This is a genomic window from Glutamicibacter sp. ZJUTW, from assembly GCF_008370855.1.
Lineage (GTDB): Bacteria > Actinomycetota > Actinomycetes > Actinomycetales > Micrococcaceae > Glutamicibacter > Glutamicibacter nicotianae.
Genome location: NZ_CP043624.1, coordinates 822,984 through 836,041, shown reverse-complemented (window position 1 = coordinate 836,041; position 13,058 = coordinate 822,984). Strand labels below are relative to the sequence as shown.

Sequence of the window (13,058 nt, the reverse complement as noted above, 5' to 3'; positions counted from 1 at the left end):
GTTCCAGTTCCTTAATGGCGCGTTCCTAGCCGCCGATGTTCACCACAATGCCGTCGCGTCCGGCATTCGCCTGCGGCATGGCAGCCCAGGCGATGGAACGGTCCGAGCCGAGCACCAGCTGGGCCAGGTAGGCGTTGGCATCCGTCGAGAAGATGACTGCCTGGGCGTCGTCGGAGACCGACTTCGGATCAAAGACAATGCTTTGGCCGGCCTTGATCTGCAGTTTCTCTGGGTCCTCCAGCTTGCCGTCCTTATTGACGACCACTGCTTCCACCGCCGAGTCCGCCGCGACGGCGGCGATGGCGAATTTGCCGGTGCCGTTAGCCGACAGCGGCATGGCTTGCGTCCCGGCGAGCACATTGGAGCTGGCCGCCCACGCAGTGTCCGAGGACTCCTTGGGATCAGCGCCGCGGACCAGCTTCACCGCTGCGGTGACCGGGGCATCGGATTCGACGACCACCGTGTAGTACCCGCCAGCCAACTGGTTCAGGTTCACGACCTTCGTGGCGTCCGAATCAACGGCAAGGTTCTCGTCGAAGCTGGCAGCAACTTCACCGTCAGCCCCCAGGACCTTCACCTTGAACCCGGCGCCCGAGGAGCCGGTCGCCGAGACATGCAGCTGCGGAACCAGGGATTTGTCGTCCTTGCTCAGCTTGGAAACATTTTCCTTGCTCTCGATCCACACGCCCGGAATCACCTGGCTGTTGGAAGCCGTCGCGTTCGCGCCGACCAGTTCAACACCCGATGGGGTCAAGCCGCGCAAGGCGGCCTGCTGGACCGAGGCGGTGATCTTTCCGCCAATGCTGGTGACCTCAGCCGAAATGGAATTCAAATCCTGCGCATAGCCGCCGAGCACGATCGCCCGGCTCTCCCCCGCTGCCAGGACAATGTTCTGCAGCGTGGAGGTGTCGATCAGGCCGTCCGGGCCCCGAAGACGCAGGGACACCTGGGCCGTGGTGTGCGTTGGGTTGGCCAAATGCATCACGCTGGTGGATCCGGTGCTGGTCTGCAGGCCGGTGAAGCGCCAGTTGGATGCCGGAGCCTGGCATGTTGCGGCGGCAAGCCCGGCGAGGTCGCCGTCCTTGGCCTGGTAGCTGCGCAGGGCGCTGCCCTTCGAAGCGAGTTGGCCCAGCGGCTGCAACGTGTAGACCTGGGTGTCATCGATATCGTTGGCAGTTGAAATCTTGCTGGCGCGCCCGGTCAGCCCCTCCTCATCGGCGCCACGGGCCTGGGCAGCTTCATCCTCGGCGATGCGCTCGGTCAGCTGACGCGCATCGCTGCCATCAAGCTTGGTGAAGGATGAACCAGGAATGCGTTTGGCCAGATCCGATACGGCAATGCTGCGCAGGTTGCTGGAAACGTCCTTGGCGCCAGGGGCGAACTGCGCGTCGGTGCCTTCCACGCCCTTGAGCAGCTGCGGGGTTCCCGGGCAGACGCTGCTGGAGTCGCCGGCGGGCAGGTTCGTCACGGCAGCCGGCAACGACTTCTCGGCCGGTGCCGGGGCAAAAATCGATCCGGCGCCTACGACAGCTCCGGCGGCCACCACCGCAGCCAGGCTGAGCAGTACCGCGCCGGTTTTCTTCCGCACCGGCGCGGACACCGCATCCTTGGAAGCCGCGGCTCGGGCCTTGTCCAGCTTGTGGCGGCGCTCGGCGACCTTGCCGTCTGCAGGCTCCGCCTCCGGCTCGGCTGCCGGATGAGCAGCCGTGCTGGCAGCCGCAGGGGCAGCTTTCGCGGCTTTCCGTGCGCGGACCTTCTCCAACTTCTGGCGGCGCTTGGCGGCTTTCGGATCTTCCGGTGCTTGTGCCGTCGCGGCTTCTTCTCCGGACTGTGAATCGCCGGCTTTGGCCTTCCCTGCGGCAGCAACGGCTGCCGCGGCGGCACCAGCTTCTGAATCCTTGGCGGAGGAGGTCTTCGACTCAGCCTCGCGCGCAGGTGCAGAATCGGCATTGCCGGCTACTGCCGTTGCGCCCTCCTCCTTGGAAGGCTCCGCCTCGGCGACGTGATCCGGCTTGGCAACCGGTTCTGGGTTGGCTGCTGCATCGGTCTTGCCGGCAGCGGACTCACCAGCCGTTGCCGGCTTGGCGGGCGCGGCTTCGGGGGCCACCGTGCTGGTCTTGGCGGAGTCGTCCTTGGCTGAGCCGTCCTGAACGGAATCAGGCTTGGGTGCCTGTTCCTGTGCTGCGCGCTTGCCTTCAGCCTGCTCGTCGGCCGGAACCGCAGCAGGCGAGGTTACCTTGCTGTCCTTTGCGCCGGAGTCCGCCTCGGGCAGCTGTTCTGGCTTTGGATCTTCCTGCTTAGCGGCCTTGGGCTCAGCCTTCGCGGCCTTCGCCGCTTCCTTCGCCTCGGTCTTGGCCCGGGCTTGGGCTTCCTTGGCGCGAGCCTTCTCCAGCTTGGCGTCGACCTTGGCCCTGGCCTTGGCGGCCTTGGCCTCGGCACGCGAGAGCGTCGCCGACACCGGGGTGGCGTCCTTGGCTTCCGGCTGGGCCGAGACCGGCTTCGGGGCCGGGGTCTGTGCAGTTGGCTGGTCAGCAGAATCCGCTGAGTCCACGTTCTTCTCGTCGCTCACTACTTCTTCTCCTGCTCGGCATCAGCATCCGAAATCCGGTCGCTGAGCTTCGGGGTCAAGTTCTCACGAATCTCGCTGGCGCGTTCGCGTGCCTCACGGCGGCTCAACGGCATCGTTCCGGTGGCCGTTGCCGGGCTCTGGACTTCGGCCGCGGCCAGAACTGCCGAACCATCGGCAAGTTCTTCGTTCTCGCCGCGTGGTTCACGGAAGCGGTATTCGATGTTCCGGTAGTTGGCCAATCGGCGCGAACTTGGCACTGGAATGGCCAGCAGCACCGTGATCAGCAGAACCACTGCACTGAGCAGCAGCACCGGAATGGCCATGGAGTCCTTGTGCGACAAGGTCAGCTTGCCGCCCTCGGCAGGAAGCTCGTAGGCCTGGGCCCAACGGGTTTCCGAATCCTCGGGATAGGCCACCGAACGCAGGGATTCGCCATCGACGCTGGCGCGCAGCTTCGGATCCGACGCGGTAGCCAGGACCAGCGTGCGCTCGGAATCCGCGGACGGGATCTGCAGATTGGTGATCTTGCCACGCTGGGTCGGCAAGACCGTCACGTCTCCATCGGCGGAGACGATCCGGGCAAAGCCAGCGCTTTGCTGCTCGTCATCGGCTTCGTAGTCCACGCGCCACAGCCAGCCGCTGTCGGTCTGGCCAACCGATGCCAACCCCGTTGCCGCATCCAAGGTGCGTACGGTCGCCGGGACGGATTCGCCGGTTTCGTTCAGCACCACGAAGCCCACGCCCAAGTCGCGCAAGGACTCGCGCGAGTCCAACGCGGATTCGGACAGCAGCATCGCTACGGCATTGCTCTGGACCTTTGCGGTGGCGGAATCTTCATTGCGCTCAGGCTCCAGCAGCGGACCGGCCAGCTGCTTGACCTGCGAGTAGCGGCTGATGCTGTCCAGCGTCTCGCCGGAACCCGACACCAGCTGGCTGTCGATCTCGCCGGAGGACCGCGGGCTGAGCACCAGGGTGCGCTTCTGGAACTCGGAGCGGCCTGCATCGGCTGCGGTTGCCGGCAGGGTGCGCGGCTGCGAGCCGTGGACCTGCTGGGCCGAGTTCATCGCGGTCAGCGTTTCGGATTCGGCTGCCGGATTCAGCTGGGCGCCGAGCAGCACGCTGCCCGAGGCCAGCACGGCAAGCACACTGAAAGCGGCCATCAGGCTCATCGCCGGACGTGAACCGGCGGCACGCATTGAGCGCGGCTGGTCCTCGTGGCGCAGGGCGGCCAACGCGTTGGCGGCAGCTGCCAGCAGCGCGAACATGGCGAAGGAAACGTACGGGCCGGTGTAGGCGCTCACCGCGGTATGCGAGTCCAGGGTGAAGGGCACAAAGCCGACGGCCCAGCCCGCTGCCAGCGACAGCACCGCGCCCCACAGCAGGCGCCGGGAGTTGCGGCGCATGCTGGCGCTGTGGCTGAACGAAGAACTCAAGGTTCCGAAGACCGCCAGCGCGAGGATCGGGGCACCGACCAGCAGGGCTGCGACCAGGGCCCACGGTCCGGCAGGCAGGAAGTCCCAGCCCACCAGCGAGGCGTTGGCGTTGAAGGCTTCCGGGAAGCCCAGCAGCATCTGCCACGGGGCAGCCGGCGTGAACGCATTCGCGGCGCCGGGCTCAGTGAACAGCAGCCGCGCATCGCCCAGGCCGGCGAACAGCAGCGGAAGGTTCCACACGATCGCAGGCAGCGGGATCCACCACAGGCTGCGTGCGCGGCGCACCGAGAAGAAGGCCAGCACGTAGACCAGGATGCTCGCGGTCAGGAAGAAGGAGACGGAGCCGGCGGAGATCACCCAGAGCAGCAATGCGGCGCTGGCCGAGGCGGTCCATGCGGAAACCGACTGCTGCTTCGCGGTCTTCGGCTTCGCGCCCTCGATCGCCACATGGGCGTTCATGGCGCGGATAATCGCCAGGAAGAACAGCGGCAGCAAGATGTGGATCAGCACCGAGCCGATGCGTCCGGAAGCCAGCGAAGAAATCAGTGACGGCAGCAGCGCCCAGATCAGCGCGGCAAGGAACCGCACCGCGCGGGAGCGGCTGACCGCGCCAATCCCCCACCAGGCGGTGAGTGCTGCAAGCGGCATCGCGGCGAAGAAGAGATAGACGGAGGCTTCATTGGCATGGTTGAAGGTCACCAGCGAGAAAAGCCAGAACAGCAGGTCGGAATTATCTGGCGGGGCGCTCAAGCCGGTGGTGATGTTCTGCCACCAGGACAGGGCGTTGGCGCCGATTTCCCGGCTGCTGTTGGACAGCGGGCGCAGCGCGCCGCCGGACAGCGCGGTGGAGCCGAACAGGCTGCGCCATGCGATCAGGGAGGCCGCCGCGGAGAGCAGCAGAGCCAGGATCAGCGAGAGCACCGCGGTGGTGCGCGGCGGGCGGGCGATCCGCACGAAGTCGGAGAAGTTGTCGCCACTGGGTTCAACCATGGCGTCGGCACCACTGCCATCGCCATAGACTTCGCCATCGGCACGCCCGGTATTCACATTGCGGCGGTACTCGCGCACCTGGGCACCGGAGACCATCAGCTTGCGGACCTGGCGGCGCGGGATCTCGCGGATCTGGGCGACATTGCGGCGCGATGCCGCCAGCTTGCCCGGGGAGAACAGCCCGCGCAGCACCGATCCCAAATGGCCGAACCCGTGGCCCGGATCCTTGGCCAGCAAGGCCACGAGGAAGTGGCCGATGCCGCCGAGCAGCAACCCGATCCACAAGAAGGGCAGCACCGCTGGCGAAGCGAACTTCAGGCGCTGGAAGACCTCGGAGCGCTTGGCTTCGCGCGGACCAGCCAGCGAGTCGACAACTTCGACCTGGTGGTACATCTTGGCGCTGGGCACCACGACCACGCGGTGCCCGGCCAGGCGGTTGCGCCAGCACAGGTCCACGTCGTCGCCGCGGCCCGGGATCGCCGGGTCGAATCCGCCCAGCTGCTCGAAGACCTCGCGGCGGATGAACATGCCGGCGGAGGACACGGCGAAGTAGTCGCTGCGTCCGTCGTATTGGCCCTGGTCGACTTCGTCGATGTCGATCATGGTCAGGCGCTGGGCCTTCCGGTCGACGCTCAGGCCCACCTCCACCAGGTGGCGGGGGTTGTCGATATCCAGCAGCTTGCATCCGGCAATGGAGACGGACTCGGAAGCCTCGACGGTGCGGGTCAGCTGTTCCAGCGCGTCGGGAGCCGGCATGGAGTCATCGTGGATGATCCATAGCCATTCGTCGCGGTCCGCACGCGCTTCGGGCAGCTGCGACACCGCCACTTCCAGCGACAGTCCCAACGACCCCTCATCGGCCACCAGCAGGGCGGCGTTCGACGGCAAGTTCGCCCGCAGGACCTCTAGCGATGCGTCGGAGGACGATGCGTCGACTCCGACAAAGCGTTCGATAGGCCGCGACTGGTTGCGCAGTGCGGCCAAAGTGCGTGGTAAAAAGTCAGCGCCATCGTGCGAAGCAACGATGGCGGTGACGTGAATTGGCGGACGAATTAGATTGCTCGTTTCCGTAGACGGCGACGTTCACGCTCTGAGAGCCCTCCCCAGATTCCGAAGCGCTCATCATTGCTCAAGGCATATTCTAGACATTCCGAACGGACAACACATGCGCCGCAGACACGTTTCGCGTCGCGGGTCGAGCCGCCCTTTTCAGGGAAGAATGCCTCGGGGTCGGTCTGTGCGCACAGGGCACGGGCCTGCCAGCCCAGCTCACCCTCGTCAACTTCTCCGCCAACACCAAGCCATACTGCCTTGATGGTCTCGCGCACTTCGTCATCTTCATCGAGCTCCGGCGCCCAGGATCCAACCGAGGAGATTTCTTCGGTGTCGGATAACGTGTCGTGTTCTTTCAAGAAGTTGTCGGCCGCGGTCTCCAGATCGGCTGCAACTGCAACCCGTGCGGACTCACCGGCTTGAGGATCGACAAACCAGTCGGATGGTGCGTCCTCCAGCCCGTATTGAGCCGACGCAACAGCCGAGGTCGAAAATTCGGAGTACCCCTGCTCCAGATTCGCCATGGTGATGTTGACCTTTCGATTGGTTTGAGAAGATCGGACCATCACTGCTCCCGATCCATCCGGCAGCATTTATTCCATCGAACTAGCGAAAAGTGATGAACCTGCCGGGACTCACCATCTAATTACAGCCGTGTAACTCCGCTAGAGTCAAGTGGGGAGGTCATTCTAAGAAGACTTCTCAGGAAACTCCCGGCACAACACGCCGTCAAAAGATGCAGATGAGACGGGCATGTCCCGTCTTGGCTGAATTCTCGGTGAATTCTCAGTAATTAAATTTAAGGACACCCAATGAGCAACACCCTGCAATCAGGAACCTTTGTGGAGAATCTCCTCGCGCCGCGGCGCGCTTCGGCCTCGCCGTGGCTTACCTGGTACTCCGCCAGCGGGGAACGCATCGAGCTCTCCGGACGGGTATTCGACAATTGGGTCGCGAAAAGCGCCAATCTCCTAGGCGAGGTTTTCGATCTCGAAGAAGACTCGCTCGTGGTGCTTGACCTGCCAGCGCATTGGAAGTCGCTGGTGGTGGCCCTGGCCGCCCTGCATCATGGCGCCACGCTGGTTGATGCCGAGCATGATGATGCCCAGCAGGCAACGCTTTGGGTTACCGCCCAGCCGAATGATGAGCGCATCCCCGGCAGCTGTGAAATCCTCGCCGTGAACCCGGCAGCTCTCGCGCTGTCCTTCGGCTCGGATCTCGGCCCGGTCGCAGAAGACTTCAATGCCTCCGTGCGTTCCTATGGGGACCAGTTCTATCCCTCGCCGGTTGCTGGTGGTGCAACAGCCATCGCAACCAATGGCGACGCCCCGATCAGTCTTGCCACGCTCTTCGGCGCCGAGGCGAAGAGCCAAGGAACCATTCTCGTGCGTGCCCAGCTGCCTGTGCTCGACTTGCTGCCTTATGCCATCGGCCAGTGGGTGGCAGGAGATGGAATTGTGCTAGTCGAAGATGGAGTGGAAGTGACCGCGCGCCTGCGCGACGGCGAACGCATCAGCTTCGACTATTCGCCTCAGGACTAGCGAACCACCGTCGGCACGGTGCCGGTATCGCCCTGGCCAGCGGAACCCGCTGGTTCGGTGTCGGTATCGGCCTTGTGCTTGCCCAGAACCTCGTGGTCATGGGCAAAGGCTTCCTCCTGGTCCATCTCCTTGCCGAAGACCCAGAAACGGTAGGCGAAGAAACGGAAAATCGTGCCGAGCACCAGGCCGACGACCGAACCTGCGATGAACACCGAGGTCGGATCGGTCAGGCCCAACCAGTATTTGGTGACCCACACGCAGGCCGCTGCAATGCCCAGGCCGATGGCATTCATGATGATGAACATCACCAGTTCGCGCAGCACATTGGCCTGGCGGCGGTGGCGGAAGGTCCAGTAGCGGTTGGCTACCCAGGAGAACATCGTCGCGACGACACCAGCGACGATCTTTGCCTTGACCTGCGAATCGCTCATGGGACCATGCAGGAGCCAGACGTAGATCCCCGAGTCGATGACGAACGCAACGCCACCGACCACGCCGAACTTCGCCACCTCACGCCACAGCAGCGAGATGAGTCCGGCTATTTTGAGTTTGATGCGCTCGAGCAATTGTCCTCCAGGGAATGAAGTTCCCGTCTGGCTAGCAGTAACAAGGCGCGCTCAGCACTGGGAAAAGCGCGCGATCTTGCTATTTTATCGGCACTTTCTGGAAATTGGCCGAATTCTGAGAGTAATCAGACATCGCGCATGCGATTCTCCACGCCGCTTTCGTTACCCTTGTAATCGTGAGCTTTCCAAAAATTGGTGTGATTGGTGGCGGGCAGCTGGCCCGAATGATGGCCCCCGAGGCCTTGAACCTAGGTTTTGAACTGCATGTTCTCGCCGAAGGTCCGGATGTTTCGGCTGCGCGTTGCGTTCCCGACGCACCGGTAGGCGATTACAAGGACCTCGATACCCTGCGCGAATTCGCCAAGGGCAAGGACGTCGTCACCTTCGACCACGAGCACGTTCCCAATGAATTCCTGACCACCCTGATCAATGAGGGCGTGAACATCCAGCCGCGTCCGGCAGCGCTGATCCATGCCCAGGACAAGCTGGTCATGCGCGAGGCCATCGAGCGCCTCGGCCTGCCCAACCCTGCCTGGGCCAAAGTCGACGACGTCGAGGCGCTGATCGCTTTCGGCGAGCAGACCGGCTGGCCCATTGTGCTCAAGACCCCGCGTGGCGGCTACGACGGCAAGGGCGTGCGCATGCTCGACGGCATCCAAGATGCCAAGGATTCCGCCGACTGGTTCGCCAACGGCCCGCTGCTGGCCGAAGACAAGGTTGGCTTCTCCCGGGAGCTGTCCGCATTGGTGGCCCGCACCCCTTCGGGCGAGGCCAAGGCGTGGCCGGTGGTCCACACCATCCAGGTCGATGGGGTCTGCGACGAAGTGATCGCGCCCGCCCAGGACATCGACGAGGCTACCGCTGCCACCGCGGCCGAAGCCGCCCTGCGCATCGCCGAGGAATTCGGCGTCACCGGCGTCATGGCCGCCGAGCTCTTCGAAACCCCGGGCGTCGGCGCCGGCTTCGTGATCAACGAATTGGCCATGCGCCCGCACAACACCGGGCACTGGACCATGAACGGCTCGGTCACCAGCCAGTTCGAGCAGCACCTGCGTGCGGTGCTGGATCTGCCGCTGGGGGAAACCCGCGAGCTGGGTGTGACCGTCATGAAGAACTACCTCGGCGGCGCCAACCAGGACCTCTACTCCGCGTTCCAGGCCGCGCTGGCCGCCGGCCCGGAAGTCAAGGTGCACGCCTACGGCAAGTCCGTGCGACCGGGCCGCAAGATCGGCCACGTCAACGTCGTGGCAAACGCAGGGCAAAGCGTAGATGAACTTCGTTCGCAGGCGAACAAGGTGGCCGCGCTAATCCGCGACGGCGCCGGCACCGCCAACTAGCATTTATATTAATCAAGAGCCGCTGCCTGCCGGGCAGCGGCTCTTACTGAAGCACTGCAAGGAAATATCTGATGACTCAAGCACCACTCGTCGGCCTCGTAATGGGTTCTGACTCCGATTGGCCGGTGATGCGCCTGGCCGCGCAGGCGCTGGCCGAATTCGGCATCCCCTTTGAAGCGGATGTCGTTTCGGCGCACCGCATGCCCGAGGAAATGATCGATTACGGCAAGAAGGCCCACGAACGCGGGCTGCGCGCAATCATCGCCGGCGCAGGCGGCGCAGCGCATCTTCCCGGCATGCTCGCAGCTGTTACACCGCTGCCCGTGATCGGAGTTCCAGTTCCACTGGCTAAACTAGATGGAATGGACTCCCTGCTCTCCATCGTCCAGATGCCTGCAGGAGTCCCCGTAGCAACTGTTTCCATTGGCGGAGCACGCAATGCCGGCCTGCTGGCCGTGCGCATGCTCGCAGCGGGAACCGATGAGCTAGCCGAGTCGTTACAGGTAAAGTTGCTTCAGTTTGCAGATTCGCTGCGCGAGCAGGCCCATGCCAAGGGCTCGGCTCTGCGCGATGAAGTTGCCAACGAGAATTTCGCCTCCTAGGGAAAGTCCAAAAGTACATGGGTTCTGCCAGTCACCGCGCACCAAGTCCGTTGCGCCAGCCGGAGACCATCAGCTCTCCGCAGCGCAGCAAGCGTGCCCTGATCCTGGTCCTGCTGACCATCTTCTTCCCCGGCGGCGCCCAGCTGGTTGCCGGAAATCGCAAGCTCGGACGGATCGCGGTGTCCATCACCATGCTCTGCTGGGTGGCGGTGCTGGCGCTGGTTGCCCTGTACTTCATTGATCGCTCGATCCTGCTCGGCTGGGCGGCCCACCCGAACTTCCAGCTGTTCCTGATCATCGTGCTCGGCACGCTGGCGCTGGGCTGGCTGATCATGTTCATCAACACCCTGGTGATCATCCGGCCCAAGCTGCTGGCCCCGGGCATGCGTGCCATCGTCACCGTCTTCACCCTGGCAGCCGTGGTGGCCACCAGCGGCCTGTTCGTCTACGGCGCCTCGATGCTGAACACCGGACGCGAAACGATTCAGGCAGTTTTCGACGAGGGCCCGGCCTTCGATCCCATCGACGGCCGCTACAACATCGCGGTGTTCGGTGCCGACTCCGGTGCCAACCGCGACGGTGTGCGCACCGACGTTGCGGCGTTGCTGTCCGTGGATGCCAAGACCGGCAAGAGCCTGCTGATCTCGGTGCCGCGCAACTTCCAGAGCGCACGCTTCGCCCCTGGCTCCCCCATGGAGAAGATCTGGCCAAACGGCTACAACTGCGGTGATGAATGCATTTTCAATTCCATCTACCGCAACGCCGAAATGGAGCATGCCGATGCGTTCCCCGACTCGGTGAAGAACGTCGGCGCGCAGGCGGCCATGGACGCGCTGGAAGGCACCACCGGCCTTCCGGTCCAGGGCTACGTCATGGTCAACATGGCCGGCTTCGAGCAGTTCGTCGACGCCCTGGGCGGCGTCACCATCAACTCCGGCGGCTGGGTTCCGTACAACGGCAAGTACTACGAGAACAGCACCGTGCGCACCCACTGGTTCGCCCCGGGAACCCATGAATTCACCGGCAAGCAGGCCCTGTGGTTTGCCCGCTCGCGCGACTTCACCGATGACTACCACCGCATCAAGCGCCAGCAGTGCTTGCAGCAGGCAATCATCAAGCAGTTCACCCCGCAGACGATCCTGACCAATTTCACCTCCATCATGTCCGCTGGCGAACAGCTGGTGGAAACAGACATTCCTGCCGGCCAGCTCGGTTCCTTCGTCTCCCTGGCTGAAAAGGTGTCCAAGGAGCCAATGGCCCGGCTGACCCTCGGTGCCCCGGACTTCGAACGCAGCTTCTCCACCTACCCGGACTTCGACAAGCTGCAGGAGCGCATCCAGTCGCTGATCGCGAAGCAGAACGAGCCGAAGAAGGACAAGAAAAAGGACAATTCGGAGAAGGGCAAGGATTCCTCCAAGTCCTCGGCTCCGGAAGAAACCACCGAGGCCTCCGAGGAGGCTGAGGAAACCACCGACGTGAACAATGCTCCGAAGCTGTCCAACAAGGAGGACCGGGAATTCACCCAGCCCGATGGCAGCCCGATCACCGAAGAATACTTGGTGAATCTCGAAATGGCTGGCTACCGCACGTTGATCTCGGAGATCGCGGCAAACAACGACGAATGCTCGGTTCCATAAACGGTTAAGACCCCCCGACCGCCATGCGACCCATTTACCGCTCTTGAAAGGCTATGGTCAAAAGACGTGTTCGAGTTGAAAAACGCGATTAGGGACTACCACTGGGGATCTGCTTCGCAGATTTCCGATCTGCTGGATCTGCCTGCAGAAACCACCCCGCAGGCCGAAATGTGGCTCGGCGCCCACCCCGGGTGCCCGAGCCGGCTCTCCGATGACGGCACCGCGCTCAACGATTTCATCGCCCAGGACCCGGAGCGCATTTTGGGTTCGGCGGTTGCCGAGCGCTTCGGACGCCTGCCTTATTTGTTCAAGGTGCTCTCGGCGACCCAGCCGCTGTCGATCCAGACGCACCCGACGTTGCAGCAGGCGCAGGAACGCTTCGCCCAGGAAAATGCCCAGGGCAAGCCGTTGGATGCCGCCGACCGCAACTACCGCGATGACAACCACAAGCCGGAAATGCTGTTCGCCTTGACCGACTTCGTGGCGCTCTCCGGGTTCCGCCAGCCAGCGCAGATCGTTGAAGACCTGCAGTTGCTGGCCGCGCACCTGCCGGACTCGGCCCAGGCCCCGGTCAGCCAGCTCGTCGGCCTGCTGCAGGGCAGCGATCCGCTGGCCGCGATTTTCAAGCATGTGCTGACCGCCGGGGACGAAATCTCCCAGCTGGTACGCCAGATCAGCGATGCAGTGGCGGCCAGCGGCGAGCTGCAGCGCAACGTGCATTTCGCCGAACTGGTGTCGATCAGCAAGATCTATCCGGGCGATCCAGGGGTCCTGGTGGCGTTGCTGCTGAACCTGATCTTCCTCGAACCGGGCCAGGCCATCAGCCTGGGTGCGGGCAACGTCCACGCCTACCTGCGCGGTTTGGGCATCGAGGTCATGGCCAATTCGGACAATGTGCTGCGCGGCGGGCTGACCAGCAAGCATATTGATGTTCCCGAGCTGCTCGATGTCACCATCGCCCAGCCCTCCCCTGCCCCGTTACTGGAGCCGGTGGCGCTGGATACCCACGATCGGCTGTACAAGCCGGACTTCGAAGAGTTCCAGCTGCAGGTTCTCGATCCCACCGAACCCGGCCTGGCCGCCGACCTGCAACTGCACGGTGCCGCCGTCCTGCTGTGCACTGCCGGCGAGTTCCTGGTGGCCACCCGCGAAGGCGAGCACCACATCAGCCGTGGCCAGTCGCTGTTCGTCACCGCGGCCGAGCTGCCGGCCACCGCCACGCTGCAGGGCATCGTGCCGGGCCAGCTCTTCGCCGCCAGCGCCCAGATCGACTAGCCGCGCTGCCGCAAGGCCCCAAACGAAAACTGCGAGCCATGGACTTGTTTCAAGT

At 63.8% G+C, this 13,058-nt stretch carries 9 protein-coding genes; 5 read left to right on the top strand and 4 right to left on the bottom strand.

Annotated elements, in window-relative coordinates; translation table 11 throughout:
• Positions 1-25: 25 nt before the first annotated feature.
• The 3 genes from F0M17_RS17400 to F0M17_RS17790 are packed head-to-tail and all read right to left on the bottom strand — an operon-like array spanning position 26 to position 6,569.
• Positions 26-2,569, bottom strand: a complete 2,544-nt coding sequence (locus F0M17_RS17400; RefSeq protein ID WP_168201944.1) for a DUF5719 family protein — start codon at positions 2,567-2,569, stop codon at positions 26-28.
• On the bottom strand, positions 2,569-6,033 hold the full coding sequence (locus F0M17_RS17595; RefSeq protein ID WP_256370208.1) for a glycosyltransferase family 2 protein: 3,465 nt from the start codon (positions 6,031-6,033) through the stop codon (positions 2,569-2,571). Before F0M17_RS17595 ends, F0M17_RS17400 begins: the two co-directional genes overlap by 1 nt.
• An 11-nt stretch (positions 6,034-6,044) precedes the next feature.
• Entirely contained in the window at positions 6,045-6,569 is a 525-nt protein-coding gene (locus tag F0M17_RS17790) for a WhiB family transcriptional regulator (protein WP_073706835.1), read from the bottom strand.
• Between the two features lie 288 nt (positions 6,570-6,857).
• Between F0M17_RS17790 and F0M17_RS03960 the strand changes: the two genes are divergently transcribed.
• Complete coding sequence (locus tag F0M17_RS03960) at positions 6,858-7,586, top strand: TIGR03089 family protein (protein ID WP_149596465.1); 729 nt, start codon at positions 6,858-6,860, stop codon at positions 7,584-7,586.
• Here the strand turns inward: F0M17_RS03960 and F0M17_RS03955 are convergent.
• Positions 7,583-8,152, bottom strand: coding sequence for a GtrA family protein (locus F0M17_RS03955; RefSeq protein ID WP_038989884.1), 570 nt, complete (start codon positions 8,150-8,152; stop codon positions 7,583-7,585). The genes F0M17_RS03960 and F0M17_RS03955 overlap by 4 nt on opposite strands.
• Before the next feature lie 176 nt (positions 8,153-8,328).
• Here F0M17_RS03955 and F0M17_RS03950 point away from each other — a divergent pair, with 176 nt between their 5' ends.
• From F0M17_RS03950 to manA, 4 genes are all read left to right on the top strand, one after another.
• Entirely contained in the window at positions 8,329-9,489 is a 1,161-nt protein-coding gene (locus F0M17_RS03950) for a 5-(carboxyamino)imidazole ribonucleotide synthase (protein ID WP_149596464.1), read from the top strand.
• A 71-nt stretch (positions 9,490-9,560) separates the two neighbouring features.
• Positions 9,561-10,091, top strand: coding sequence for a 5-(carboxyamino)imidazole ribonucleotide mutase (gene purE / locus F0M17_RS03945; RefSeq protein ID WP_073706622.1), 531 nt, complete (start codon positions 9,561-9,563; stop codon positions 10,089-10,091).
• A 17-nt stretch (positions 10,092-10,108) separates the two neighbouring features.
• Positions 10,109-11,728 (top strand): LCP family protein, encoded by a 1,620-nt coding sequence (locus F0M17_RS03940; protein ID WP_149596463.1) that lies wholly within the window; start codon positions 10,109-10,111, stop codon positions 11,726-11,728.
• A 66-nt stretch (positions 11,729-11,794) separates the two neighbouring features.
• A complete protein-coding gene (manA, locus tag F0M17_RS03935; protein ID WP_149596462.1) occupies positions 11,795-13,003 on the top strand; it encodes a mannose-6-phosphate isomerase, class I in 1,209 nt (402 codons plus the stop codon).
• Positions 13,004-13,058 lie beyond the last annotated feature (55 nt).

Coding starts and splice junctions, on each gene's coding strand:
- purE (WP_073706622.1), top strand. CDS start 9,561: ATGACTCAAGCACCACTCGTCGGCCTCGTAATGGGTTCTGACTCCGAT.
- F0M17_RS17790 (WP_073706835.1), bottom strand. CDS start 6,569: ATGGCGAATCTGGAGCAGGGGTACTCCGAATTTTCGACCTCGGCTGTT.
- F0M17_RS03940 (WP_149596463.1), top strand. CDS start 10,109: ATGGGTTCTGCCAGTCACCGCGCACCAAGTCCGTTGCGCCAGCCGGAG.
- F0M17_RS03960 (WP_149596465.1), top strand. CDS start 6,858: ATGAGCAACACCCTGCAATCAGGAACCTTTGTGGAGAATCTCCTCGCG.